This window comes from Nocardia asiatica NBRC 100129, assembly GCF_000308415.1.
Classification (GTDB): domain Bacteria; phylum Actinomycetota; class Actinomycetes; order Mycobacteriales; family Mycobacteriaceae; genus Nocardia; species Nocardia asiatica.
Map to the genome: position 1 here is coordinate 14,971 of NZ_BAFS01000081.1, position 23,512 is coordinate 38,482.

Annotated in this window: 28 protein-coding genes; 23 read left to right on the forward strand and 5 right to left on the reverse strand. The window is 68.9% G+C overall.

The features are described from left to right. Positions 1-41 precede the first annotated feature (41 nt). The 3 genes from ON27_RS08070 to ON27_RS08080 all read left to right on the forward strand — a co-directional run bounded on the left by ON27_RS08070 (position 42) and on the right by ON27_RS08080 (position 2,250). Positions 42-449: an SgcJ/EcaC family oxidoreductase gene (locus ON27_RS08070; protein ID WP_043721881.1), complete on the forward strand. Its 408-nt coding sequence runs from the start codon at positions 42-44 to the stop codon at positions 447-449. Between the two features lie 171 nt (positions 450-620). Continuing rightward, complete coding sequence (gene hemW, locus ON27_RS08075; protein WP_043721883.1) at positions 621-1,829, forward strand: radical SAM family heme chaperone HemW; 1,209 nt, start codon at positions 621-623, stop codon at positions 1,827-1,829. 205 nt (positions 1,830-2,034) lie between these two features. Continuing rightward, on the forward strand, positions 2,035-2,250 hold the full coding sequence (locus ON27_RS08080; protein WP_043721887.1) for a hypothetical protein: 216 nt from the start codon (positions 2,035-2,037) through the stop codon (positions 2,248-2,250). Positions 2,251-2,253: 3 nt separating this feature from the next. Here ON27_RS08080 and ON27_RS08085 read toward each other — a convergent pair whose 3' ends face one another. Continuing rightward, positions 2,254-3,219, reverse strand: a complete 966-nt coding sequence (locus ON27_RS08085; RefSeq protein ID WP_043721890.1) for a helix-turn-helix domain-containing protein — start codon at positions 3,217-3,219, stop codon at positions 2,254-2,256. 325 nt (positions 3,220-3,544) lie between these two features. Between ON27_RS08085 and ON27_RS08090 the strand changes: the two genes are divergently transcribed. From ON27_RS08090 to era, 10 genes are all read left to right on the forward strand, one after another. Beyond that, complete coding sequence (locus ON27_RS08090) at positions 3,545-3,820, forward strand: alpha/beta hydrolase (protein ID WP_051046335.1); 276 nt, start codon at positions 3,545-3,547, stop codon at positions 3,818-3,820. A 30-nt stretch (positions 3,821-3,850) separates the two neighbouring features. After that, entirely contained in the window at positions 3,851-4,672 is an 822-nt protein-coding gene (locus ON27_RS08095) for an alpha/beta fold hydrolase (protein WP_043721895.1), read from the forward strand. 322 nt (positions 4,673-4,994) lie between these two features. After that, positions 4,995-6,026 (forward strand): heat-inducible transcriptional repressor HrcA, encoded by a 1,032-nt coding sequence (gene hrcA / locus ON27_RS08100; RefSeq protein WP_043721898.1) that lies wholly within the window; start codon positions 4,995-4,997, stop codon positions 6,024-6,026. 150 nt (positions 6,027-6,176) lie between these two features. Further along, positions 6,177-7,328 carry a molecular chaperone DnaJ gene (gene dnaJ / locus ON27_RS08105; protein WP_043721902.1) on the forward strand — a complete coding sequence of 384 codons (1,152 nt, stop codon included), beginning with the start codon at positions 6,177-6,179 and terminating at the stop codon, positions 7,326-7,328. Beyond that, the gene (locus tag ON27_RS08110; RefSeq protein ID WP_043721907.1) at positions 7,329-8,069 is read left to right on the forward strand and encodes a 16S rRNA (uracil(1498)-N(3))-methyltransferase; all 741 of its coding nucleotides are present in this window, start codon (positions 7,329-7,331) and stop codon (positions 8,067-8,069) included. A gap of 165 nt (positions 8,070-8,234) precedes the next feature. Next, positions 8,235-9,296 carry a PhoH family protein gene (locus tag ON27_RS08115; RefSeq protein ID WP_043721970.1) on the forward strand — a complete coding sequence of 354 codons (1,062 nt, stop codon included), beginning with the start codon at positions 8,235-8,237 and terminating at the stop codon, positions 9,294-9,296. Between the two features lie 62 nt (positions 9,297-9,358). Next, entirely contained in the window at positions 9,359-9,913 is a 555-nt protein-coding gene (gene ybeY / locus ON27_RS08120) for an rRNA maturation RNase YbeY (protein WP_043721909.1), read from the forward strand. Beyond that, a complete protein-coding gene (locus ON27_RS08125; RefSeq protein WP_043721913.1) occupies positions 9,910-11,274 on the forward strand; it encodes a hemolysin family protein in 1,365 nt (454 codons plus the stop codon). Before ybeY ends, ON27_RS08125 begins: the two co-directional genes overlap by 4 nt. Beyond that, positions 11,271-11,657, forward strand: coding sequence for a cytidine deaminase-like protein (locus ON27_RS08130; protein ID WP_043721917.1), 387 nt, complete (start codon positions 11,271-11,273; stop codon positions 11,655-11,657). Before ON27_RS08125 ends, ON27_RS08130 begins: the two co-directional genes overlap by 4 nt. Further along, the gene (gene era / locus ON27_RS08135; protein WP_043721918.1) at positions 11,650-12,567 is read left to right on the forward strand and encodes a GTPase Era; all 918 of its coding nucleotides are present in this window, start codon (positions 11,650-11,652) and stop codon (positions 12,565-12,567) included. The genes ON27_RS08130 and era overlap by 8 nt, the downstream gene beginning before the upstream one ends. A gap of 37 nt (positions 12,568-12,604) precedes the next feature. On the opposite strand, the gene ON27_RS08140 is transcribed toward era, so the two are convergent. Continuing rightward, on the reverse strand, positions 12,605-13,222 hold the full coding sequence (locus tag ON27_RS08140) for a hypothetical protein (protein ID WP_245559859.1): 618 nt from the start codon (positions 13,220-13,222) through the stop codon (positions 12,605-12,607). Between the two features lie 166 nt (positions 13,223-13,388). On the opposite strand from ON27_RS08140, the gene ON27_RS39765 reads away from it, so the two are divergent. After that, a complete protein-coding gene (locus ON27_RS39765; protein ID WP_157227117.1) occupies positions 13,389-13,946 on the forward strand; it encodes a GNAT family N-acetyltransferase in 558 nt (185 codons plus the stop codon). Here ON27_RS39765 and ON27_RS08150 read toward each other — a convergent pair. Then, positions 13,919-15,262, reverse strand: coding sequence for a helix-turn-helix domain-containing protein (locus ON27_RS08150; protein WP_043721921.1), 1,344 nt, complete (start codon positions 15,260-15,262; stop codon positions 13,919-13,921). The two genes, ON27_RS39765 and ON27_RS08150, sit on opposite strands and share 28 nt — an antisense overlap. 228 nt (positions 15,263-15,490) lie before the next feature. Here ON27_RS08150 and ON27_RS08155 point away from each other — a divergent pair, with 228 nt between their 5' ends. Further along, positions 15,491-15,970 (forward strand): hypothetical protein, encoded by a 480-nt coding sequence (locus ON27_RS08155; RefSeq protein ID WP_051046337.1) that lies wholly within the window; start codon positions 15,491-15,493, stop codon positions 15,968-15,970. 4 nt (positions 15,971-15,974) lie between these two features. After that, entirely contained in the window at positions 15,975-16,196 is a 222-nt protein-coding gene (locus ON27_RS08160) for a hypothetical protein (protein WP_043721924.1), read from the forward strand. Between the two features lie 149 nt (positions 16,197-16,345). Here the strand turns inward: ON27_RS08160 and ON27_RS08165 are convergent, their stop codons facing one another. Then, complete coding sequence (locus ON27_RS08165) at positions 16,346-17,776, reverse strand: amidase (RefSeq protein ID WP_051046338.1); 1,431 nt, start codon at positions 17,774-17,776, stop codon at positions 16,346-16,348. Between the two features lie 378 nt (positions 17,777-18,154). On the opposite strand from ON27_RS08165, the gene ON27_RS08170 reads away from it, so the two are divergent. The 7 genes from ON27_RS08170 to ON27_RS08200 all read left to right on the forward strand — a co-directional run bounded on the left by ON27_RS08170 (position 18,155) and on the right by ON27_RS08200 (position 23,022). Further along, positions 18,155-19,639 (forward strand): AbeC-like domain-containing protein, encoded by a 1,485-nt coding sequence (locus ON27_RS08170; protein ID WP_043721940.1) that lies wholly within the window; start codon positions 18,155-18,157, stop codon positions 19,637-19,639. 50 nt (positions 19,640-19,689) lie between these two features. Further along, a complete protein-coding gene (locus tag ON27_RS08175) occupies positions 19,690-20,022 on the forward strand; it encodes a DUF5955 family protein (protein ID WP_043721941.1) in 333 nt (110 codons plus the stop codon). Positions 20,023-20,122: 100 nt separating this feature from the next. After that, complete coding sequence (locus ON27_RS08180) at positions 20,123-20,773, forward strand: hypothetical protein (RefSeq protein ID WP_169334492.1); 651 nt, start codon at positions 20,123-20,125, stop codon at positions 20,771-20,773. Positions 20,774-20,855: 82 nt separating this feature from the next. Next, positions 20,856-21,722, forward strand: coding sequence for an alpha/beta fold hydrolase (locus ON27_RS08185; RefSeq protein WP_043721943.1), 867 nt, complete (start codon positions 20,856-20,858; stop codon positions 21,720-21,722). Continuing rightward, positions 21,709-22,314, forward strand: a complete 606-nt coding sequence (locus tag ON27_RS08190) for a TetR/AcrR family transcriptional regulator (protein ID WP_043721944.1) — start codon at positions 21,709-21,711, stop codon at positions 22,312-22,314. Before ON27_RS08185 ends, ON27_RS08190 begins: the two co-directional genes overlap by 14 nt. Positions 22,315-22,411: 97 nt before the next feature. Further along, the gene (locus ON27_RS08195) at positions 22,412-22,825 is read left to right on the forward strand and encodes a hypothetical protein (protein WP_043721945.1); all 414 of its coding nucleotides are present in this window, start codon (positions 22,412-22,414) and stop codon (positions 22,823-22,825) included. Beyond that, on the forward strand, positions 22,822-23,022 hold the full coding sequence (locus ON27_RS08200) for a DUF6186 family protein (protein WP_157227119.1): 201 nt from the start codon (positions 22,822-22,824) through the stop codon (positions 23,020-23,022). The genes ON27_RS08195 and ON27_RS08200 overlap by 4 nt, the downstream gene beginning before the upstream one ends. Positions 23,023-23,330: 308 nt before the next feature. On the opposite strand, the gene ON27_RS44295 is transcribed toward ON27_RS08200, so the two are convergent. After that, on the reverse strand, positions 23,331-23,512 hold a 182-nt coding region (locus tag ON27_RS44295; protein WP_218002968.1), incomplete at its 5' end, for a hypothetical protein.

The window sequence follows — 23,512 nt, forward strand, 5'->3', positions numbered from 1 at the left end:
CCGCTTGACCTCGAGCGCGGTCGAGGTAGCAGGCTCGGCTCATGAGTAGCACAGTCGCAGGCACCGCCGCCGAGATCGAGGCCGTCCACGCGGTCGTCGCCCGAGTCCAGCACGTCCAGCAGAACGAACTCGTCGACGAATTCGCCGCGCTGTTCCGCGAGGACGCGATCTGGACCACCGGGCACGGCAAGCGCCTGTTCGGACGGGCCGCCATCGCCGAGTTCACCGCCCGGGTGCTGCCGGGGTCGAGCGCGCACGGCACCGCGACCTACGAGGTGGAGCACGTCCTGTTCATCCGGCCCGACGTGGCCGCGGTCAAGGTGCGCCAGCGCTACTTCACTCCGGACGGTGTCCTGGCCAGCGAAGGCAGCCCGATGTACGTGATGTCCAAGGAGGAAGGTCGCTGGCTGCTCACCGCCAACCAGAACACCCCCGTGGTGGCGGACTGAAGCTCCGGCCGCCCGCGTTGCCGCCGATAGGTCGTCGGGTTCGGAACCGGCCACCGCGAGGGCGGTGGGTTCGCCGCCGGGCATGACCGCAACCGGCGATCGGAGGGTCGGGCGAGGGCGCTGCGCAGTCCCGGGCGTCGGTGCGCAATACGGGGCGTTCACACTGGACATGTGAGTTCTCCCGCCGCCTCTGCCTGCACCGACACCTCCGCGCCGGTGCTGCGCGATTTCGGCGGCGGGCCGTTCGGGATCTACGTGCACGTGCCGTTCTGCGCTACCCGGTGCGGCTACTGCGATTTCAACACCTACACCGCGGGAGAGCTCGGCACGTCGGCATCGCCGCAGTCGTGGCTGGCCGCGTTGCGGGGCGAGCTGGCCGCCGCCGCGCGGGAGTTCGCCGCGTTGCCGAGCCCCACGCCGGAGGTGGCCACCGTCTTCGTCGGCGGAGGGACGCCCTCGCTGCTCGGCGGCGACGGGCTGGCCGCGGTGCTGGACGCGGTGCGCGCCGAGTTCACCCTCGCCGCCGGGGCCGAGGTCACCACGGAATCCAATCCGGAGTCCACCTCGCCGGAATTCTTCGAGCGCATCCGGGCGGCCGGGTTCACCAGGGTGTCGCTGGGCATGCAGTCCGCCGCGCAGCACGTGCTGCGGGTGCTCGACCGCACGCACACCCCCGGCCGCGCGGTGGCCGCCGCGCGAGAGGCGCGCGCCGCCGGATTCGACCACGTCAACCTGGATCTGATCTACGGGACGCCGGGTGAGCGGGACGCCGACCTGGACGCCAGCCTGGACGCGGTGCTCGGCGCGGGCGTCGACCACGTCTCGGCCTACTCGCTGATCGTGGAGGACGGCACCGCGCTGGCCCGGCGGGTGCGCCGCGGCGAACTGCCCGCCCCCGACGACGACGTGCTGGCCGCCCGCTACGAGCGCATCGACGCGCGCCTGCGTTCGGCGGGGCTCGGCTGGTACGAGGTGTCGAACTGGGCGGCGGGCGATGCCGCGGTCTGCAGGCACAACCTCGGCTACTGGGACGGCGGCGACTGGCTCGGCGCCGGGCCCGGCGCGCACAGTCACGTCGGCGGCGTGCGGTGGTGGAACGTGAAGCACCCGGCGCGGTACGCGGATCGGGTCGGCGCGGGCGGGTTGCCCGCCGCGGGCTGGGAGGCGCTCGGCGCGGACGAGCGCTACATGGAGCGGGTCATGCTCGCGGTCCGGCTGCGCAGCGGCCTGCCGCTGGCCGATCTGGCGCCTGCCGCGGCCCCCGCGGTCGATCGCGTGGTCGCCGACGGCCTCGCCGTCCGTTCGGACGACGATCGGCTCGTCCTCACCGATCGCGGCCGTCTGCTCGCCGACGGCGTCGTCCGTGAACTGCTCGGCTGACCCGCGGCGCGCCACATATGACGCGGTCGGACTGGTGCTACCTGCCGGAAACGGCACTCGCCCAGCCGGTGCCGCGGTCGATCGCAGGACCTGCCGGACGAGCCGATTCCGGTCGGCGGGTGCGGCGGTCGCGCGAACTACGCGTCCGTTTCCGTTACGCGCCGCCGAGCGGCCGCGTAGTCTGCGACCAACCCCAAGGAGACTCATGGCGTCGGCACGGCACATCACCCTTATCCATGAACCGGGCGAATTCGCGGAGGCGCGAGCGGCGGAGAAAGCGGAGAATGCGCGCCAGTGCGCCGTCGCCGCCCGCACCGTGGCCAGCTACGCGCAGAACGCCACCGACTGCGAGTCGCTGCTCGCGATGCTCGGGCTCGACGCCCTCGCGGGCAAACACGCGAGATCCAGCGACCGCGGCTGACCGCTACGGCTCGTCCGCCGTGCGGGCGAGCCTGCGCCATTCCCGCGGCGAGACCCCGTAGGCGGCGCGGAAGCGCCGGGCGAAATGGCTCGGGTCGCGAAAACCCCAGCGTCGCGCGATCATCGCGATCGTCCGGTGCTTCTGCTTCTGCTGAGCCAGATCGCCGCGCACCTGCTCCAACCGCTGGCTGATGATCCACTGCTCGAGGCTGTATTCCGCGTTCGCGCAGACCTTGTACAGCTGCCGGACCGACATGTTGTGGGCCTTGGCGATCTGTTCGGCGCCGAGGTCGGGGTCGGCCAGGTTGCGCCGCACGTAGGCGCGGATCCGTGACAGCAGGATGTCGGCCGGGACGACGGAGCTGTTGCCGTCGTCGCTGCCCGCCGAAAGCAGCAGCCCGCGGATCAATTCGATGCTGGCGCAGCCGGACAGCGCGGCCGCCGGGTCGGCGCTGAGCGCGTCGGCGTCGGCGGTCAGCTGGGCGATGTGGCCGGCCACCAGCCGGTAGTGCGGGCTGTCCTGCACCCTGGTCGCGGCCTGGCTGATCAGATCGGCGGGCAGGCCGAGTTGATCGAGCGGCACGTGCAGGCAGGTCGACGCGCCGTCACCGTGCCAGCTGAAGTCGTAGGGCGCGTTCAGGTCCATGACGTGCAATTCGCCCGGACGCACGACACGGTGGACGCCGCCCTGCTCGTAGTGCCCGTCGCCCGCCTGCTGCACCGCGATCGCCAGCACCGGCGCGGGCGAGCTGCGCACCTGCTCGAGCGTGCGGATCAGCTGAATGCCCGAAGTGCGGGCGCGGAATACGCTCGCGTCGCCGAACTGCCACACGTCGAACGTGGCGTGGACCTGCTCATCCGGCCCGTCCAGCACCACGTGCGACGGGACCGATGCCTCCTGCATCGCCGTGGACACCGCGTCCACCCGCTCGTGCGGCGCGATGGTGTCCGTATTGAACACGACCGTCATGACAGCCTCCGTCGCAATTGAGACAGATTCGGCAATCCTCGCATGAACTCGGCGCATCCGGCTGTGCATCCTGAGCCCAGGATCGTGCACCGACAGTCATTTTTCCGGCGGTTGCCCGTCATACGCTGTCGAGCGGCGATCGACAGGGGTCGATCGCGGTTCGCCGCAGGAGGCAGGGTGACGCGACGTCCAGTCCAAGACCTGGTCGCATACGGCCGAGAGCTACCACCGCGCGTTCGCCAACGGCGTCTCCCGGGCGGAGTCCGACGAGCTGTTCGCGGAATTCGCCATTCCCGCGCCCGCGCGTCCGCTGTTCCAGGCCGGCGTGGCCAACTTCGTGCCGCGCAGCGAGGCGGCGGTGGACACCCGTGGCGAACGCGGCCCGCTGCTGATGATCGCGGGCGGCCTCGACCGCACCGTTCCGGAGGCCACCGTGCGCTCGGCCTACCGGATCCAGCGCCGCAACAAGGCGGTGACCGAACTCGTGGTCTTCGCCGATCGCGGCCACTCCATGCCCGCCGATCACGGCTGGCGCGCGGTCGCCGACACCGCGTTGCGATTCCTCGGCGAGCACGCTCCCGCGGTGCCCGGCGAGGCGTAGTCCATTCCATCCGGATCGAAGGGAACCGTCATGCCGAGGATCACCACCACCGATGGCGTCGAGATCTACTACAAGGACTGGGGTTCGGGACGTCCCGTGGTGTTCAGCCACGGCTGGCCGCTGAACGGGGACGCCTGGGACAACCAGATGCACCTGGTCGCGAGCAACGGCTACCGCGCCATCGCGCACGACCGGCGCGCGCACGGCCGCTCCAGCGACGTGTGGGACGGGCACGACATGGACCACTACGCCGACGATCTGGCGTCGCTGCTGAACGAGCTGGACATCACCGACGCGATCCTGGTCGGGCACTCCACCGGCGGCGGGGAGGTGACCAGGTACCTGTCCAGGCACGGCACTTCGCGGGTCGCCAAGGCCGTGCTGCTGGGCGCGGTGCCGCCGTTGATGTTGCGGACCGACGCCAATCCGGAAGGAACGCCGATCGCGGCGTTCGACGACATCCGCGCGGGCGTGGCCGCCGACCGGTCGCAGTTCTGGAAGGACCTGGCGGTCCCGTTCTTCGGCGCCAACCGCGCGGGATCGAACGTCTCGCAGGGGTTGCGCGACCACTTCTGGCTGATGGGCATGCAGGTGGGGCTCAAAGGCGCGCTGGACTGCGTCGCGGCGTTCTCCGAGACCGATTTCACCGCGGAGCTGCCTGGCATCGATATCCCGGTGCTGGTGGCGCACGGCGACGACGACCAGATCGTGCCGTTCGCCGCGGCCGCCGCCAAAACGGCGGAGTTGCTGCCGAGGGCACAGCTGAAGGTGTATCCCGGCGCTCCGCACGGCCTGTGCGGCGACTTCGAGAAGGCGTTCGACGCCGATCTGCTCGACTTCGCGAAGGACTGAGGAGGAACCCATCCACGCTTCGCTGGTCTCCCGGCCCGACGCCGTGGCCGCGGTGGTGGAAGCCGCCGTCGCCCGCTGATCGCCGCACCGAGCGGGACGTGCTCGTGGGTCCACCCCGAGCACGTCCCGCTTCGCTGTGATCCGAGCTGCTGCGGGACGGGGGCCCCGCCCCCACCGGGGGCGTTGCGGGCGAGCGATTCGGCTTTCGACAATTAGACTGGATAAACAGACGAACCGGGATTCGCCTGCGCTGCGTGGTGGGCGCGGGGCGTCGGCGCCGGGTACGGCGCGACCGGGAGACGAGAGCGAGGAGGTGCGGCCGATGTCGAGCACCGAGGATCGGCGCTTCGAGGTCCTGCGCGCGATCGTCGCGGACTATGTCGCGACCAAGGAGCCCATCGGGTCGAAGACGCTGGTCGAGCGGCACAATCTGGGTGTCTCCAGCGCGACGGTGCGCAACGACATGGCCGTGCTCGAGGCCGAGGGCTACATCACCCAGCCGCACACCAGCTCCGGCCGCATCCCGACCGACAAAGGCTATCGGCAGTTCGTGGACCGGATCTCCGAGGTGAAGCCGCTGTCGCCGGCGGAGCGCAGGGCGATCATGGAGTTCCTGGAGTCGGGCGTCGACCTCGACGACGTCCTGCGCCGCGGCGTCCGCTTGCTGGCGCAGCTGACCAGGCAGGTCGCGGTGGTGCAGTACCCGACGGTGTCGGCGTCCACGGTGCGGCACATCGAGGTGGTCGCGCTCAACCCGGCGCGTCTGCTGCTGGTGGTGATCACCGACACCGGCCGGGTCGATCAGCGCCTGGTGGATCTCGGCGCGGTGATCGATGACGAGGACCTGGCCGCGCTGCGCGGCATGCTCGGCGGCGCGATGGACGGCAAGCGCCTGGCCGCGGCCTCGGCGGCGGTCGCGGAACTGCCCGAGCACGCGCCGCTGCGGCTGCGCGACGTGCTGGTGCGGGTGTCCACCGTGCTGGTGGAGACACTGGTGGAGCACCCGGAGGAGCGGTTGGTGCTCGGCGGCACCGCCAACCTGACGCGCAACGCCGCGGACTTCGGTTTCCCCGGTTCGCTGCGCGCCGTCCTGGAGGCGCTGGAGGAGCAGGTGATCGTGCTCAAGTTGCTCGCCGCGGCGCAGCACCCGGGCACGGTCACGGTGCGCATCGGGGAGGAGACGCAGGTCGAGCAGATGCGCGGCACCTCGGTGGTGTCGACCGGCTACGGCGCGGCCGGTGCGGTGCTCGGCGGTATGGGGGTGCTCGGCCCGACCAGGATGGATTACCCGGGCACGATCGCTTCGGTGGCGGCCGTGGCCCGCTACATCGGCGAGGTCCTCGCCGAGCGCTGACCGGAAACCCGGTCGGCGATGCCACTGCTACGCTCGACCCTTCGGGCGGATAAAGTTGAGTGCACGAGACTAATGCTGTTGTCGGCGCGCTTCCTACGCGGCGCGGCACCGGCGGCACCGTCGAGAACGACCAAGGACTAGAGACTCAAAGTGGCACGGGACTACTACGGACTGCTCGGCGTCGCGAAGAACGCGACCGATCAGGAGATCAAGCGGGCCTACCGCAAGCTGGCGCGTGAGCTCCACCCCGACGTCAACCCCGACGAGGCGGCGCAGGCCAAGTTCAAGGAAGTGTCGACCGCCTACGAGGTGCTGTCGGATCCGGAGAAGCGGCGCATCGTCGACATGGGCGGCGACCCGCTGGAATCGGGCGGCGGCGGGGCCGGCTTCAACGGCGCGGGCTTCGGCGGGCTCGGCGACGTCTTCGAGGCGTTCTTCGGCGGCATGAGCGGAACCACCGGCGCGCGCAAGCCGCGCGGGCGCGTCCAGCCGGGCGCCGACTCGCTGATCCGCACCCGGTTGAGCCTGGCCGAGTGCGCGGTCGGCGTGACCAAGCACCTGACCGTGGACACCGCGATCCTGTGCGACATCTGCCAGGGCTCCGGCACCAACGGCAACTCCAAGCCGGTGCGCTGCGAGACCTGCGGCGGCGCGGGCGAAGTCCAGTCGGTGCAGCGGTCCTTCCTCGGCCAGGTGCTGACCTCGCGTCCCTGTCCCACCTGCCGGGGCGCGGGCGAGACCATCCCGGACCCGTGCCACAAGTGCGGCGGCGACGGCCGGGTGCGCGCGCGCCGCGAGATCGCCGCGCCGATTCCGGCCGGTGTCGCGAACGGCATGCGGGTGCGGCTGGCCGCGCAGGGCGAGGTAGGCCCGGGCGGCGGTCACGCCGGTGACCTGTACGTCGAGATCGTGGAGCAGCCGCACGACGTGTTCGTCCGTGACGGTGACGACCTGCACTGCACCATCCGGGTGCCGATGGTCGACGCGGCGCTGGGCACCACCGTCGTGATCGACACCATCCTCGACGGCCCGACCGAGCTGACCATCCCACCGGGCACGCAGCCCGGCGAGATCTCGGTGCTGCGCGGGCACGGCATGCCCCGGCTGCGCTCCGGTGCGCGCGGCGACCTGCTCGCGCATCTGGACATCGTGATCCCGGCCAAACTGGACAGCAAGCAGACCGAGTTGCTGCGCAAGTACAAGGGAATGCGCGAGCGCGAGCGCGCCGAGGTGATGTCGGCGCAGTCCGAGCACAACAGCGGCCTGTTCGCGCGGTTGCGGGCCTCGTTCAGCGGGCGCTAGGTGGCCGCGACGGTCTTCTACCTCGACGAGGTGCCCGCGCCGGGCGCGGTCGCGGTGCTGGACGGCCCGGAGGGCAGGCACGCCGCCACGGTGCGCCGCATCCGTGTCGGCGAGCCGATCACCCTCTCGGACGGGCGGGGCGTGCTCGCCGAATCGGAGGTCGTCGCCGCGCACCGCGACCGGCTCGAACTCGCGGTGCGCGACCGGGTGCTGGCCGCCCCGCAGACGCCGCCGGTGACCGTCGTGCAGGCGTTGCCGAAATCGGACCGCTCCGAACTTGCGGTCGAGCTGATGACCGAGGCGGGCGCGGACATCGTCGTCCCGTGGCAGGCGGCGCGCTGCGTCGCGAACTGGGAGGGCAAGGCGGGCAAAGGGGTCGGCAAATGGCGGGCCGCCGCCCGCGCGGCCGCCCGTCAGTCCCGCCGGGCCTACATCCCCGAGGTCGCCGACCTGCACCGCACCAAGGACTTGCTGGAGTTGGTTCGCACGGCGAAGGCAAACGGCGCGGTCGTCGCCGCGCTGCACGAGTCCGGCTCCGCCCGCTTCACCGACCTGCCCTTCGCCGGTGCCACCGCGATCGTCCTGGTGGTAGGTCCGGAAGGCGGCCTGGACGACGCGGAACTCACCGCATTGGCCGAGGCGGGCGCGGATGTGACTCTGCTCGGCCCGACGGTTCTGCGCACCTCCACCGCGGCGGCGGTCGCCCTCGGCGCGCTCGGCGCCCTGACTCCCCGTTGGTGAGAGCTTCGCGGTGGTCGCCGCTCCGATCGGCGTCTTATCCACTGGGCCGTGTCGGTAGGGCGCGTTAAACTCGTCTCAACAACGCAGTCGAGACCGGAAAGCAGGCTGTAGCCACTTTTGAGAACACAAGGCGAGATCGGCGACCCGGCCACCCCAGCGGCGGGCATCGGCGCCGGCGACAACGGTTCGGGTCCCGCAGCGCGCACCGTGCGCTCGAGTATCGAACTCGCTCCGGAATCCGTGTTCCCCTTCCTCGGTTCGGCCGACCAGAACCTCCGTGAACTGGAATCGCTGCTCGACGCGGACATCCACGTCCGCGGCAATTCCGTGACCCTCACCGGCAAGGCGGCCGACGTGGCGCTCGCCGAGCGGGTCATCGAGCAGCTGGTCGCGCTCACCGGCCGCAACCGCGTGGTCACCCCGGAGGCGGTGCGCCACACCGTCTCGATGCTCACCGAGGGCTCCAGCGAGTCCCCCGCGGAGGTGCTCAGCCTGGACATCCTGTCCCGGCGGGGCAAGACCATCCGGCCCAAGACGCTGAACCAGAAGCGCTACGTCGACGCGATCGACGCGAACACCATCGTGTTCGGCATCGGCCCCGCCGGTACCGGCAAGACCTATCTGGCCATGGCCAAGGCGGTCCAGGCGCTGCAGTCCAAGTCGGTCAACCGGATCATTCTCACCCGTCCCGCGGTCGAGGCGGGGGAGCGCCTGGGCTTCTTGCCGGGCACGCTGAACGAGAAAATCGACCCGTACCTGCGCCCGCTCTACGACGCGCTGCACGACATGATGGATCCGGAGGCCATTCCCAAGCTGATGGCGGCCGGTGTCATCGAGGTGGCGCCGCTGGCCTACATGCGCGGACGTACTCTGAACGACTCGTTCATCATCCTGGACGAGGCGCAGAACACCACCGCCGAGCAGATGAAGATGTTCCTCACCCGGCTCGGGTTCGGCTCGAAGATCGTGGTGACCGGTGACGTCACCCAGGTCGACTTGCCGACCGGCGCGCGGTCGGGCCTGCGCGCGGCCAGCGAGATCCTCACCGAGATCGAGGACATCCATTTCGCGGAGCTGACCAGTAGCGACGTGGTCCGCCACCGTCTGGTCTCGGACATCGTCGACGCTTACGACCGCTTCGAAGCGGAAACGCGGCCGCCGGTCGCCCCGCATTACGGCGGCAACCGGGCGCAGCGCCGCGCGGCGAGCCGGGCGGACCGGCGGTAACTCGTTTCGCCGGGCGGGGCTCCGCTCCGGCGACGCGATCGCCGGGATCGTAGGCTGTTCGAGTGAGCATCGAGATCGCCAACGAGTCGGGTATCGACGTGCCCGAAGAAGAGCTGGTCAGCGTCGCGCGGTTCGTGATCGCCCGGATGGACGTGCACCCGGCCGCTGAGCTGTCGATGGTGCTCGTCGATCTCGACACCATGGCCGACTTGCACATGCGCTGGATGGACCTACCCGGCCCGACCGACGTCATGTCCTTCCCGATGGACGAGCTCGAGCCGGGCGGACGGCCCGACAGCCCGGAGCCGGGCCCGTCCATGCTCGGCGACATCGTGTTGTGCCCGGAGTTCGCCGCCGGGCAGGCGCGCAAGGCCGGGCACCCGCTGGACCACGAACTCGCGCTGCTCACCGTGCACGGCGTGCTCCACCTGCTCGGCTACGACCACGCCGAGCCGGAGGAGGAGAAGGAGATGTTCGCGCTGCAGGCCCGGCTGCTCGAGGAGTGGTACGAGAGCCTGCGCGAGGCACAGCGCCGCGCCGAACTCGCCGAGCGGGACGCGCGGTTGCTGGGCAAGGCGGGCTTCACCACACCGGGTGACTCCCTGGGTTCCGCGTGAACTCCCTGACCCTTGTTCTGCTCGCGGTCCTGCTCGTCTCGCTGGGTGGGGTGTTCGCCGGTGTGGATTCCGCGCTGAACACCATCTCGCCCGCCCGCGTCGAGGACTTGATGCGCGCCGACCGGCCCGGCGCCGTGCGGCTGAGCCGGATCGTCGCCGACCGGGCCCGCTACGTGAACCTCATGGTGCTGTTGCGCATTCTGTGCGAGATCGGCGCCACGGTGCTGCTGGCCGCGGGCCTGATGACGGTCTGGGAAAGGAACTGGGCGCTGCTGGTCACCGCGCTGGTGATGGCGCTGGTGTCCTATGTGGTGGTCGGCGTGGGGCCGCGCACGCTGGGCCGTCAGCACGCGTACTCGATCGCGCTGGCCGCGGCGCTGCCGCTGCAGCTCATCGGTGCGCTGCTCGGTCCGCTGAGCAGGCTGCTGATTCTGCTCGGCAACGCGATCACCCCGGGTAAGGGTTTCCGCAACGGCCCCTTCGCCTCCGAGATCGAGCTGCGCGAGGTGGTCGAGATGGCCGGTGAGCGCGGGGTGGTGGCCGACGACGAACGGCGCATGATCCAGTCGGTCTTCGAACTCGGCGACACACCGGCGCGCGCGGTGATGGTGCCGCGCACCGAGATGGTGTGGATCGAGGCGGACAAGACCGCCGCGCAGGCGATGTCGCTCGCGGTGCGTTCCGGGCATTCCAGGATCCCGGTGATCGGCGAGAACGTGGACGACATCCTGGGTGTGGTCTACCTGAAGGATCTTGTGCCGTATGCCGATCGCAGCCGCAAGGTGCGGGTGCGCGAGGTGATGCGGCCCGCGGTGTTCATGCCCGACTCCAAACCGCTGGACAGCCTGCTGGACGAGATGCAGTTGCGGCGCAACCACATGGCGCTGCTGGTGGACGAGTACGGCGGGATCGCGGGCCTGGTGACCATCGAGGACGTGCTCGAGGAGATCGTCGGTGAGATCGCCGACGAGTACGACACCGACGAGACCCCGCCCGTCGAGGATCTCGGCGACGGCCGCTACCGCGTCTCGGCCCGGCTGCCGGTGGAGGACCTGGGTGAGCTGTACGGGCTGGAGATCGAGGTGGAGGACGTGGACACCGTGGGCGGCCTGCTCGCCCACGAGTTGGGCCGCGTGCCGCTGCCCGGGTCGAAGATCGAGGTATACGGGTTGGTGCTGCGCGGGGAGGGCGGAGCGGATGCGCGGGGGCGGATGCGGGTGAACACCGTCGTGGTGCGCAAAGCGCGCGAGAAGGTCCCCGCCGGAAACACAAACGGCGACAATCCCAATGGCAAGCGCAAGGCCAACGGATCGGAACGGGAGACGCCGGCCGATCGCGACGAGGACGGAGACACCGAATGACCGAACTGGACGCGGAGGACAACAAGCTGGTCGTGCTGGCCCGCGGCGCGCTGGGCCGCACCGGCGGGGCGAGCGGAGCGGCGATCCGTGACACCGACGGCCGGACCTATGCCGCGGGCGAGGTTTCGCTGACCGCGTTGCGGCTGACGGCGCTGCAAGCCGCGGTGGCCGCCGCGTTGTCCAGCGGCGCGGAGGGGTTCGAGGCGGCCGTGGTGGTCGGCGGACGATTGTCCGACTTCGGGGTGGCCGCGGTGCGAGAGGTCTCGGCCGAGACGCGGATCATCTTCACCGACCGCGACGGCGCGGTGTTCGAGATCGTCGACGACTCCGCGGACGCGGTGGACGCGGTGAGCGCCGACGCGGGCGAGGTGCGCGGTGGCTGAGGCGCGGAAGAAGGACGAATTCCGTTCCGGCTTCGTCTGTTTCGTCGGCCGGCCGAACACCGGCAAGTCGACGTTGACCAATGCGCTGGTCGGCGCGAAGATCGCGATCACCTCGTCGCGCCCGCAGACCACCAGGCACACCATTCGCGGCATCGTGCACCGCGACCACGCGCAGTTGATTCTGGTCGACACTCCTGGTCTGCACCGCCCGCGCACCCTGCTCGGCCAGCGCCTCAACGACCTTGTGCGGGATACGTATTCCGAAGTCGACGTCATCGCGCTGTGCATCCCGGCCGACGAGAAGATCGGTCCGGGCGACCGCTGGATCGTGCAGCAGATCAGGCAGATGGCGCCCAAGACGACACTGCTCGGCGTGGTCACCAAGATCGACAAGGTTGGCCGCGACCAGGTCGCCGAGCAACTGCTGGCCGTCTCCCAACTGCTCGGCCCGGACGCCGACGTGGTGCCGGTGTCGGCGGTCAAGGGCGAGCAGGTGGAAGTTCTCGTCGACGTCATCGCCTCGAAGATGCCGGAGGGCCCGGCGTTCTACCCCGACGGCGAACTCACCGACGAGCCCGAGGAAACGCTGATGGCCGAGCTCATCCGCGAGGCCGCGCTCGAAGGCGTGCGCGACGAACTACCGCACTCGCTGGCCGTCGTCATCGAGGAGGTCCTGCCGTACGAGGAACGCGAGGACATGCTCGACGTCCACGCCCTGCTCTACGTCGAGCGCCCCAGCCAGAAGGCCATCGTCATCGGCAAGGGCGGCTCGCGTTTGAAAGAAGTCGGCACCAACGCCCGCAAACAGATCGAGCACATCCTCGGCACCCGCATCTATCTGAATCTGCACGTGAAGGTGGCGAAAGATTGGCAGCGGGATCCCAAGCAACTCGGCAAACTCGGCTTCTGAGCGGTACTCGAGGCGAAGTCGACCGGGTCTCGCGCGGTCAGCGGGTCCAAAGCTTCCACATGGAAAGCTCGCCGTCGTAGGCACGGACACGGTCGGCTGCGCTCTGGAAATCTCGGCCCGCAGTCAGTTCGTAGAACAAGAGCAGCACGGCGAAGAACGCAGCGTGACTGTCGGGCGCGTCGCTGGGAGCGAAGTAGGTCGTTGCGCCGACGTCCAGGAACGCTTCGGCCAAGGACGAGTTTCCGGTCTCGCAGCCGGTGCAGATCACGATGCTGCCGGGTATCCGCAGACGCGCCCGGATGTGCTCAGGGCCCATTCGTCCGCTGAAGGGCTGGACCTCGGCTACCGGCCCGCCGAGTTCAGGCAGGAGGATCCGCCCATCGTCGCCGTGACAACTCACGATCACATGAGGTGCAACCGGGGAGTCGCCGCCCAACGCGGTGACCAGATGACGAGCCTGTCCAATCGGTCGATAGTTGACGTGAATGCCGAACTCTTCCAATGCTTTTCGCAACGGCTCCGCCGAACCGTCGTTGATGTTGAGCAGGTCCACTTCCGTCCAGGCGAGCTTGCCGGCGATTATCTCGTCGATGCGTGAGTTCGACATCGCCTGGACCTTACCGACCTTGCCGTAGCGCGGGAAGTCGCCCGGCACAGCCGACTTCGACCTACCGGAGGTAGTGCGCATCTCCTGCCGGGGCATTACAGCGGGTCGATCCAGTGGCGGTGCCACTGAAGTGCGGATGCGGATCGAGCGGTACCGAGATCGATGTCCGGTGTTCCCCGCCGATGCTCGTCAGGTCGGATCTATGGTCGGGTCCATGAACGACGCGACAGTGGTTCGGCTTGGAACCGCCGACGCCGCCCGGCACCACTTCGATGCGATCTGCGAGCTGTACGTCGAGGCATTCTCGGCACCCCCCTTCGTTTGGCCGGAGACCGAGTCGCAGCGGCATCGAGAGATGCTCAGCGGCATGATCGCCAAGCCTGGCTTCGGTATCGCCCTCGCGGAATCTCACGGGCGTCTTGTCGGATTCGTGTACGGAACCACTCTGAGCACCAGCACCGGTTGGTGGGACGGGTTCCAGCAGCCGGTATCACCGGATGTCACGCGCGAATGGCCGGGTAGGACCTTCGCGGTGATCGATCTCGCCGTTCACGAGTCGGCGCGGCGGCGCGGCATCGGCCGCCGACTGCTGGACATTCTGCTCAATAGCAGACCAGAGCAGCGGGCGACGCTGGCAGTACAGCCGCAGGCGAAAGATACACATGCGTTCTACCGGGCGATCGGTGGATGGCAACTGGTAGGGCGGCAAGATACACCGGCGTTCGTATCCCCTGAGTTCGACATCTACATCCGGGAATTGAGGAGTTCGTAGTTCGCCAGCAGTTGGTCGAGTTCGCGCACGCAAAGTGCATCCGACCACGGGGCGAGGTCTGCTCGGGCATCGGAGATTATTCCGATGAGCCGGTCGGAACGGCACGACACTGCCAGACCGGCTGCCTCCCCGACGACCTGAGCGGCTTCGTCGATCTCCCGTGCCGCGATGTGGGCGTGTGCCAGGTCGACGTAGGCTACTGCACGATTGCGGGTGAAGTCGTCACCGATGAGAGCGAGTGATGATTCGGCTGCGTGCTGTGCCTCGGCCGCCCGTCCGAGTCGGTACATGCAGTCGCTTCGAAACGACAGCGACAGCCCTTGCCCATGGAAATAGGCGATGGAGTTCTCCGCTGGCGCAGCGTTGTCGAGTAGTGCGTCGGCGGCATCGAGCGCTGCAACACATGCCTGATGGCCACCGGTACCGGCGTAAGCGAACGCCGCAATGACATCGGCGTACGAGCGAAGCCGGCCGTCGTCCACCGAACGTGCCCAGTTCTGCGCAGCCACCGCGTGATCGATCCCCGTGCGCGGGGAGCCACGCCATATGGCGAGGTAGCTCATGTTGCACAGGACCAGAGTGACCAGCGCGTCATTGCCTGCCGCGTGGGCGGATTCGCGGGCCTGCTCATAACTCGACTTCGCGGAATCGAAGTCGCGCATATCGAAACGCATCCATCCCACCATTTCCGCGAGCTGGCTGTGGACGGTCAGCAGGCGGGGCCGCAACTGGTCTGGTGCTTCCCGCAGCAGAGCGGACGCGATGGCCAATTGGGCGGAAACCATTGGTAGTACGGCGTACGGACCGTAGAGGTCTTCCTGTGACAATGCGATATTCATCGCGGACTCGATGCGGCCGATAGTGGCGCTGTCAACTCTGCCAGGCTGGACGAGCACCGCACCGACCCGTCGTTGTTCGTCTGGATTCAGGCCCGCCAGAATTGCGGCGACAGCAGGCAATCCGCCAGAAACACCGCCGAACAGGCGAAGCAATTCACGTCGGTTCATCTCGACCCACGTCCTAAGCTCGGCATCCAGAGACGAGTGTAGGCCGGTCGATGGTGTCGAGGTCGCGATCGGGTATGCGAGCGATGCACTCTCGTTGTAGAACCTATACCCCTGCTCCGGGCTGAGACCTTCCAGCACCGTATCCATGGCATCCGAGGACCGCGGACTGAGTACGGCTCGACTGCCCTGCTGTTCCCACTTCCCGACCGTGCGCACCGCGCGCCCGCAGACCGCCGCGAACTCCTCCTGCGTCAGCCGCATAGCGGTGCGAAGCGCCAGGACGTCAGCGCCGGTCCATTTGTCGATCATCGCTGGCCCCACCCCTCACCTCGACGTGTCGAATACCGGAAGAGTAGGACCAAAATGCCTGCTTGGTACCTGTATTACGTCGCGCCGTCACCGGATGCTGTTCCTGCATCCGGCGCCGGGTCGATGCCGTTGCGCTCGACGGCACATCGATCGGCTGTGAGCGGCTGATCGGTGGCTTTGCTCCCCGGCGCCGGGTGCTCATCACACCACGAGCAGGGAGATGCGGGGATGGGGTTGGAGGACACTCAGGTGCTGTCGCCGGTGCGGGCGGATACGCCGTTGACGCGGTGCCGCTTCTATCGTGAGACCTGCGGGCTACCCGCCAGAGTGCAACCCGAGATCGGGAGCATCATCGTGCCCGCGGGCAGCGTCGGCGCGATCACCATGCCGCATCAGCTCGGGGCTGCGGTGAAGGGCAGGATGCACGGTCTGGGCGTGCGAATCGGTCCGATCGTCTCGCATCCGCGCTCGAAGCTATGGACATTCCTGATCGTGCCGGACGTGCCGGACGAGAACAGGTTGTTCGCCGAGCTGTTCCGGCTCAACGTCTCGGTAGCACGCTTCGGCGCGCAGATCGCGTTGCCCTCGCCGGGCGCCCGCCAGGCGGGATTCCGCGTCTGGGTGACGCCACCACACGATGCCTTCCGCCCTTCCGGCATGGCCGTCATCGAGTCGATCCGAGCTTGCCAACCGCACCGCAGGCGGTGACGCCGTGGACCCGCAGCTGTCGCCGCGCCCCGAAGAGGACGACGTGCACCTGTCGATCCAATTCCACGACCTGCGCCTGAATTTCGCCGCCTGCACGACCGCAGCGTCACGCTTCATCCAGGACTGGCGCGCCTACCACTATCCCGACGCGGTGACCGTGGTCCCCGGCAACCCAGCCGGATTGCCGCGACTGCCGAACGAACGCCTGTACCTGGAGCCGCCATGACCGCGGTCTTCGAGCGGAAACGACGGGCGAGAGCTATCAGCCGGGACCATATGCCGAACTCGATACCAGTGGACTCGCGTGGGCTTCGACCCGGCCGATCACTGCTGCCGCCCGGGCGAGTGGGACCGGCGTGTCCGCATCGGGCAAGTTCACCACCACGGCGTGGGGCGGTGGCGCTGCCAGTTCAGTTCGGATTCGAGTTGGGCGGCCAACGAGATGAGCAGGGGTTCGGAGTTCGCCGTGCCCATCAACTGAGCGCCGACGGGGAGGCCGGAATCGGTGAACCCGGCGGGGACGTTGACGCTCGGCCAGCCCAGGACGTTCCACGGCCAGGTGTAGGGGCAGGCGGCGGTGATCAGATTGTTGGTGGCGTTGACGCCGATGCCGTCGATTTCCTCCACGCGCGGTGGCGGAGTCGCGGTGGTCGGCGCGAGGACGACGTCGTAGTCGCGGAAGAAGTGGCCGATTCGCCTGTGCAGCAGCGGTTCCAGCTGCCGCGCCGCGTAGAGGGCGGGGCCGTCGAGCACGCGCCCGAATCGGGCGTTGGCGGCGGTGCGGGGATCGACCTGGAGGCCGGGCGTCCGGTGGTACACCCGCCGGATTCCGGCGAGCGAGCGCGGCAGGAACGAGGCGCCGATCATGATGCCGTAGTGCAGGTCGGCCACGGTCACGGTGTGCCCGAGGCCGCGCAGCGTGTCGGCGGTGTGCCGTACCGCTTGCTCGACCTCCGGATCCAGAGCGGTCCTGGTCGCGGTGAACGGGATGCGCAGTGACAGGGCGATGCGCAACCGGCCGGGATCACGGCCGACGGCGTCGGAGGCGGTGATCGGGTCCGGTGTGTGCAGGTCGCCGTGATGCGGTCCGGCGGCGGCGTCCAGCAGGAGCGCCGCGTCCGCGACGGTGCGGGCCAGCGGCCCGTTCACGGTGAGCCCGTAGAACGCCTCGGGCTCCGGCCAGGTGGAGATCCGCCCGCGCTGAGGCTTGATGCCGACGAGGTTCGTCCACGCGGCGGGGATGCGAATGGAGCCCGCGCCGTCGGAACCCAGGGCCGCGGGGACCAGTCCCGCCGCGACGGCCGCCGAGGCTCCGCCGGAGGAGCCGCCCGGCGTTCTGGTGCGGTCCCAGGGATTGCGGGTGTGGCCGAACCAGGCGGCGCTGGTGAACGGCCACTGCCCGAGCTCGCAGGTGTTGGTCTTCCCGACGATCACTGCGCCCGCCGCGCGCAGGCGACGGACCGATTCGGCGTCCTCGGTCTTCGGCGTGAACTCGCCGCCGCACCCGAACGCGGTCGGCTCGCCCGCGATATCGGTGTCGTCCTTCACCGCCACGGGCACGCCGAGCAGCGGCAGCCGTTCCCCCGCGGCCAGCCGCCGGTCGGCGTCGGCGGCCTCCGCGAGCGCGCGTTCCCGGCGCACCACCCGGAAGGCGTTCAGTGTGCCCTGAGCCGCGTCGATCCGGTCCAGCGCGCCGCCGACCGCCGCGGCCGAACCGATCGCGCCGTCCGCGATCGCGGCCGCCATCTCGGCCAGCCCCAGTTCGCGGGTGCCGGGCGGCAGCCGGGTCGGATCGGACACCGTCATGTGCACTCCCTGTCGTTCGCTTGCGATCAACCGTAGCGGCCACCTGGTCAAGCGTCCATAATGAATCGGAATTCCGTCCGCCGGTTTTCCGGGCGACCAGTTCGTGCGGGAACGCGATTACTCGCCGTGCAAGATCTTGCTCAACAAGGGCGTGTGCGGGTTTGAATTACCCTGGCGGGGCGATGTGTCGATCAGAGTTGGTACAGCGCAAGCATTTTCGTAGACCCGATGCCGGCCGAATGCTTGGCTCTTCCTGTGCGATGCCCAGAATGCGAAGAATCGAATCCCGAAGGCGCCGCGTTCTGCGGGAACTGTGGTGCGCGCTCCGGCGGAACGGAGTCCGCGGAACCGTCGAGGCGCGGCCGTGAAGCCGCCGCGATGCGCGGGGAAGAAGCCACCCGCTACCTGTGCGCCGCGGTTCATTTCGACAGCGCGCTGGCATCCGAGGTCGTCGAGAAGGTGCTCGAGGAACCGTTGCGATCGGTGGCCCGGTCGCCGGGCGTCGATCTCGTCGCGGTGGCGAAGCACGCGGTCGCCGCCCGGGAGCGGCAGCTCGCCCGCAACCTGGTGCTGATCGCGACGATGGTCGTCGTCGTCGGGAATCAGATCGCCGCGGCCGATCTCGACGCCGGGCCGCTCGGCCTGCTGTTGATCCTCGATCCTTTTCGCTTGGTCTCGCCACTGCCGTTGGCGGCCTTTCTCGTCGGCTGGCTCGCCGTGTGGGGCGAAGGGTGCTTCGCCCGCTGGGGCGGAACAGCGAATTCCCTGCGGCGCGGCAGGTTTCGCGCCTCGGCGGCTCCGACACCGCGTAAGCCCTCGGTCCGGCAACAGATCGAGCACGTCGCGGCCTATTCCGACGGCAATGTGACGGCGTATCACGGCTACCAGCCGTTCCTCGGTCACGGGTGGCCGCTTTCGGCGTGGTCGATGGCGCTGGACATCACCAAGCCCGGATCGGATCAGGAGCCGGTCCGCCCGTTCACCGCGGTCGAGTTGAACGAACGCCTCCGCAAGGAGATCGCGCAACTCGACCTGCGCGGGCTGAACGTCTACAACCGGCTGTTCGTCAACGGCGGCGACATCCACCACGACGAGCGATTCCTGCCGGATCCCGCGGGCAGGCCCGTTGATCGCGTGCCGGAGACGACGATCGAGTCCTTGATGACTTCCCCCGAAGACCGGGCGCGCCCCTATCTGACCGCGGAGTTCGTCGGCTGGGGCGGGGAGGCGGTGTGGACGGCGTTCGTTCGCCTCGCCGTCAGCACCACATCGCTGTTCGTGGAGGCGAACTACTGCGCCCTGCCGCCGTTGCGGCAGGCGTACCACGAGATCGATGACCTGCTGCTGCGTCCGCGGCCGGGGCAGGTGCTGCGCCTGGCCGGTCGCAGCCTCCTGCGCCTGCCTCGGATCTACTGGCACGCCGTGCCGGACGCCATCCGGCAACTGCTCGGCGAATTCCGCAGGGAACGCAAGTACGCCCGCCAAGTGAGCGAGGTCGGCCAAGTGTTCACCTTCGATCACGGCGCGCTCATCAGCGTCCGTGAGGAGGCGGGCGATCTGCGGGTCGACCGGCGTGGCCGCTCGATCCGCTATCACCGCTACTTCCAGTTGCTCGACCAGGAGATGTTCACCAAGACGGTCGAGAAGAAGATCTTCGAGACACTGGCCCAGTTCCTGTCCGAGCGCAACGTCGATCCGGACGAACTGATTCGCCGTGGCGAGCAGATCATCAACAGCAGTGTGACGATCAACGGCGACGCCAATCTGGTGAATTCCGCCATCGGCGGCGCTTCCGCGCGGGTCGCTTCCGCACCCGCCGAATCCTCGAGAAACAGTTTGCTGCGCAGAAGGGAAAGTGAATGACGAAGAATGTCGGAAGCAATACCGGAGTTTCCATCGGCAGGGATGCGAACATGAGCAATTCCGTCGTCGCCGGCGGTGACGGCACGTTGTCGAACAGCACCGCCGAGGCGGCCGCGATTCCGGCTCCGCGAACCGTGGCGGAATTGCGTTCCGCCCTGGACGATCTGCTCGATCGGATCAGCCGGTACGACGCGGAATTGCCGGACCGGCGGCTGGTCGAGGAAACGACGCGGCAGGCGGTGGCCGAGGCGGCGAAGGAACGCCCGAACCGGCTGGTGCTCTCCGGATTCCTGCACGCGGTCGGGCGGTCGGTCGCCGGCGTGGCCTCGCTCGCCGCGGTGGTGAGCGCGCTGGAAATCGCGGTCAAGGCCATCCTCGGCTGAGCGCCGCGCGGTGCGGGGGTCACAAATGGCGAACTGCTGGAGATGCCGGGAACCGCTGTCCGGTGGGCGGCAACGGCACTGCACCGCCTGCGGGGCGGGTGTGTGCTGGAGTTGCGGGCACGAACCGCGCGGCGGAGCAGGGCGATTCTGCACCTGGTGCGGCGCGAAGTCCGTCGCCCTGGCGCGGCCGTCGAATGCCAGCCCGCAGGTCGAGGGTGCCGCGCCGGGCCGCAATCCCGCCGTCATCGCTGGGGGAGTGGTGCTCGCCGCCGCCGCGGTGGTGGCGGTGGTGCTGGTCGTGGCGCCCGGCGACGAGTCGGCCGATCCGAAAGCCTCGGCCATCGGGTCGGGACTGTCGCTGACGACCACCAGCGCCCGCACCGCCACGCCGTCGCGCCCGGGCTCCCGTACCGCCGCGACCACGCCGTCGCGCAGCAGCGCGCGCTCCACGACGACCACGCCGGCCCCGGCGACCGGTCCGGCGCGGATCGTCACCGCGTACTTCGACGCCATCAATCGGCGGGACTACGGACGGGCGTGGGAGCTGGGCGGCCGGAATCTCGACACCAGTTACGAGCACTTCGTGGCAGGTCTGTCGACGACCGCGCACGACGCGGTGCGGATCACCGGGCAGAGCGGCGACACCGTGCACATCGAACTGTCGGCTCGCCAGATCGATGGGACGGTGCGGGCGTTTTCCGGCTACTACGTCGTACGCGACGACGTCATAGTCGACGCGGTCATCCGCTAGTTCGGGACGGTGCGTCCGCACGTAGACATACATACCGTATGTATGTAAAAGTGGAGGCATCCGTTCGGAACTGGGAGGACCAATGGCAACAAGCACAGCACTCGGCCGCACCCAAGAGGTGGAGCTGCCCGGCGGCCGTATTCGCTACCACGGGACAGGAGAGGGCGCTCCGGTCGTATTCGTGCACGGGCTGCTCGTCAACGCGGACATCTGGCGCAACGTCGTGCCCGCCGTCGCCGCGGCCGGATACCGCTGCCTCGCACCGGACTGGCCGCTCGGCTCACACGAGATCCCGGTCCCGGACGCGGAGCTGACCCCGGTCGGCGTGGCGGACCTGATCGCCGCGTTCCTCGAGCGTCTCGACCTCACCGACGTCACCTTGGTCGCCAACGACACCGGCGGCGCGATCACCCAGGTGCTGCTCACTCGCGATCGGTCCCGGATCGGCCGCGTCGTGCTCGCCTCGGTGGACAGCTACGAGGGCTTCCTACCGCAGCCGTTCACGGCGCTTCCACTACTGGCGAAGGTGCCCGGATCGATCCGCCCGCTGACGGAGGTGCTGCGCGTCCGGGCGCTGCACCGATTGCCGCTGGCTTTCGGCTGGCTCACCAAAAGGCCGATACCGCCGGAGATCATCGACTCCTATCTGCTGCCGAGCCGGAACTCCGCCGCGATCCGCGAAGACCTGCGGCGCTTCCTGAAATCGGCCCATCGCCGGTACACGCTGGAGGCCGCGCGCCACTTCGCCGACATCGACATCCCGGTGCTGCTGGCCTGGGCGCGCGAAGATCGGATCTTCCCGGTGTCCTTCGCCGAACGCCTGGCTCGTGATCTGCCGAACGCGACGCTCGAGCTGATCGACGACTCCTACACCTTCATTTCCGAAGACCAGCCCGAGTTGCTCACCCGATCGATTCTGGAGTTCACTCGGCTGCATGCCACGCCGTAGCCAGGAAGACCGCTCGCGCGCCACCAGAGCCGCGCTCGAACAGGCCGGACGCCGTCTGTTCACCGAGCGCGGCTTCGCGGGAACCTCGGCCGAGGAACTTGTCACCGAGGCCGGTGTCACCCGGGGGGCGCTGCACCACCACTACGGCGACAAACGAGGACTGTTCCTCGCGGTCCTGGAGCAGATCGAAGTCGAGACCACCGAGGAGATCGAAAAGGCCATCGCCGCGGTCGATCCCGATGACGTGATGGCCGGCATGGCGGCAGGGCTCGGTCTGTTCCTGGAGTTCTGTCAACGGCCCGCGATGCTGCGCATCGGCCTCACCGACGCCCCCGCCGTGCTCGGCTGGCAGGCGTGGCGCGAATTCGAGTCCGCCCACGGCCTCGGCCTGATCACCGCACAACTCGAGCGCGCCCGCGCCGCCGGGTTGATCGCCGACGCCCCGGTACCCGTCTTGGCCCAGCTCATCGTCAGCGTGGTCAGCGAGGCCGCCCTGATCGTCGCGCACGCCGCCGACCGCGATCTCGCGCGTGCGCAAACCCAGCAGTCGGTGCTGTTGTTGATCTCCGGCCTTCTGCGCGCCGGCGGCTGAACGGCTCGCTCGGCGCGGGTCGAACTCGGCGACCGCTTTCCGACGTTGCGGCGCCAACCTGCCCGGTTCCGGCCATTCAGGGCCTTATCCTGCGCATATGACGGAGCAACCGGCGCGGTTGGCAGGTCTATTCCGGTGGCGCCTGACGCTGCTGACGATGGGTCTCGTGCTGGCGGTGTGCGGCGCCGCGACCCGTCCGTTCAGCTGGCCGGCGACCGCGCTCGTGGCGGTGGCGGCGCTGGTCGCGATGGTGTTTGCCTTCCGCGTGCGAACCGAGCGGCCTGCGCGCACCACCCGGCTCGGGCGCGGCGTGGCTGTATGGTCGGCGCTTCTGGTCGCGGCGTCCGCCTGGGAGGTCTACGCGTTGCTGCGGCAACCCGCCCTGAACCAGCCGAGCCGGGAACACCCGAGCTTGTCCACGCTGCTGGATCCGGCGCTCGAACAGTGGCCGCTGCGGTTCGCCGGATGGCTGGTCTGGCTGGGCGCCGGATGGTGGCTGGTGTCGAGATGAGCGACCGGGCCATAGTCATCGCCGGGTTCTGCCTGCTCCTGGCAATCGCCCTGGCCACAGTCGCGGTCACACGGCTGCGCCGGGACTCGATCGCCTCTTTGAGCGAGACCATCGCGTACTTGACCAGTACCCGGGCAACGAAGATCACCGCCGTACTGGTGTGGGCATGGCTCGGCTGGCACTTCCTGGCCCGGTGACCCGCGCTGAGAGCAAGCGGCGATCACGGAAACAACAAGGGGTCCGCGAACAAACCGCATCACTTGCCGCCAGTTCATGAACAGCCATGCGCTATATCCCGAACTCCGGGACTACGCGCCCAGCACACCCCAACCACGTCTTTCAAGTGAAGCGAGACCGAGCATTGCCCGTTCGCGGCCCGGCTCGCGTTCGCGCGGCCGCCGCGCAAGCGTCGCAGAAGCAAGCGCCGCCATGCCGAGATGCCAGCCACGAAGAGGCAACCGCATCCACGATTCCGGTGCTTCACCACCCACGCGCCCAGCGCACCTCAACCCCCGGTTTCGAGCGAAGCGAGACCGAGCATCCGCCGTTCGCGGCCCGGCTCGCGTTTGCGCGGCCGCCGCGCAAGCGACGAAGGAGCGAACGCCGCCATGCCGAGATGCCATGCCACGACGAAGCAAGCCGTATCCACGATGGCCGTGCTCCACCCACACGCGCCGAGCGCACCCC

Excerpts from the sequence above, each read along its gene's own strand:
- ON27_RS08070 (WP_043721881.1), top strand. The coding sequence starts at position 42 with ATGAGTAGCACAGTCGCAGGCACCGCCGCCGAGATCGAGGCCGTCCAC.
- ON27_RS08080 (WP_043721887.1), top strand. The coding sequence starts at position 2,035 with ATGGCGTCGGCACGGCACATCACCCTTATCCATGAACCGGGCGAATTC.
- ON27_RS08085 (WP_043721890.1), bottom strand. The coding sequence starts at position 3,219 with ATGACGGTCGTGTTCAATACGGACACCATCGCGCCGCACGAGCGGGTG.
- ON27_RS08095 (WP_043721895.1), top strand. The coding sequence starts at position 3,851 with ATGCCGAGGATCACCACCACCGATGGCGTCGAGATCTACTACAAGGAC.
- hrcA (WP_043721898.1), top strand. The coding sequence starts at position 4,995 with ATGTCGAGCACCGAGGATCGGCGCTTCGAGGTCCTGCGCGCGATCGTC.
- ON27_RS08130 (WP_043721917.1), top strand. The coding sequence starts at position 11,271 with ATGACCGAACTGGACGCGGAGGACAACAAGCTGGTCGTGCTGGCCCGC.
- ON27_RS39765 (WP_157227117.1), top strand. The coding sequence starts at position 13,389 with ATGAACGACGCGACAGTGGTTCGGCTTGGAACCGCCGACGCCGCCCGG.
- ON27_RS08150 (WP_043721921.1), bottom strand. The coding sequence starts at position 15,262 with ATGATCGACAAATGGACCGGCGCTGACGTCCTGGCGCTTCGCACCGCT.
- ON27_RS08155 (WP_051046337.1), top strand. The coding sequence starts at position 15,491 with ATGGGGTTGGAGGACACTCAGGTGCTGTCGCCGGTGCGGGCGGATACG.
- ON27_RS08165 (WP_051046338.1), bottom strand. The coding sequence starts at position 17,776 with ATGACGGTGTCCGATCCGACCCGGCTGCCGCCCGGCACCCGCGAACTG.
- ON27_RS08170 (WP_043721940.1), top strand. The coding sequence starts at position 18,155 with ATGCGCGGGGAAGAAGCCACCCGCTACCTGTGCGCCGCGGTTCATTTC.
- ON27_RS08175 (WP_043721941.1), top strand. The coding sequence starts at position 19,690 with ATGAGCAATTCCGTCGTCGCCGGCGGTGACGGCACGTTGTCGAACAGC.
- ON27_RS08185 (WP_043721943.1), top strand. The coding sequence starts at position 20,856 with ATGGCAACAAGCACAGCACTCGGCCGCACCCAAGAGGTGGAGCTGCCC.
- ON27_RS08190 (WP_043721944.1), top strand. The coding sequence starts at position 21,709 with ATGCCACGCCGTAGCCAGGAAGACCGCTCGCGCGCCACCAGAGCCGCG.
- ON27_RS08195 (WP_043721945.1), top strand. The coding sequence starts at position 22,412 with ATGACGGAGCAACCGGCGCGGTTGGCAGGTCTATTCCGGTGGCGCCTG.
- ON27_RS08200 (WP_157227119.1), top strand. The coding sequence starts at position 22,822 with ATGAGCGACCGGGCCATAGTCATCGCCGGGTTCTGCCTGCTCCTGGCA.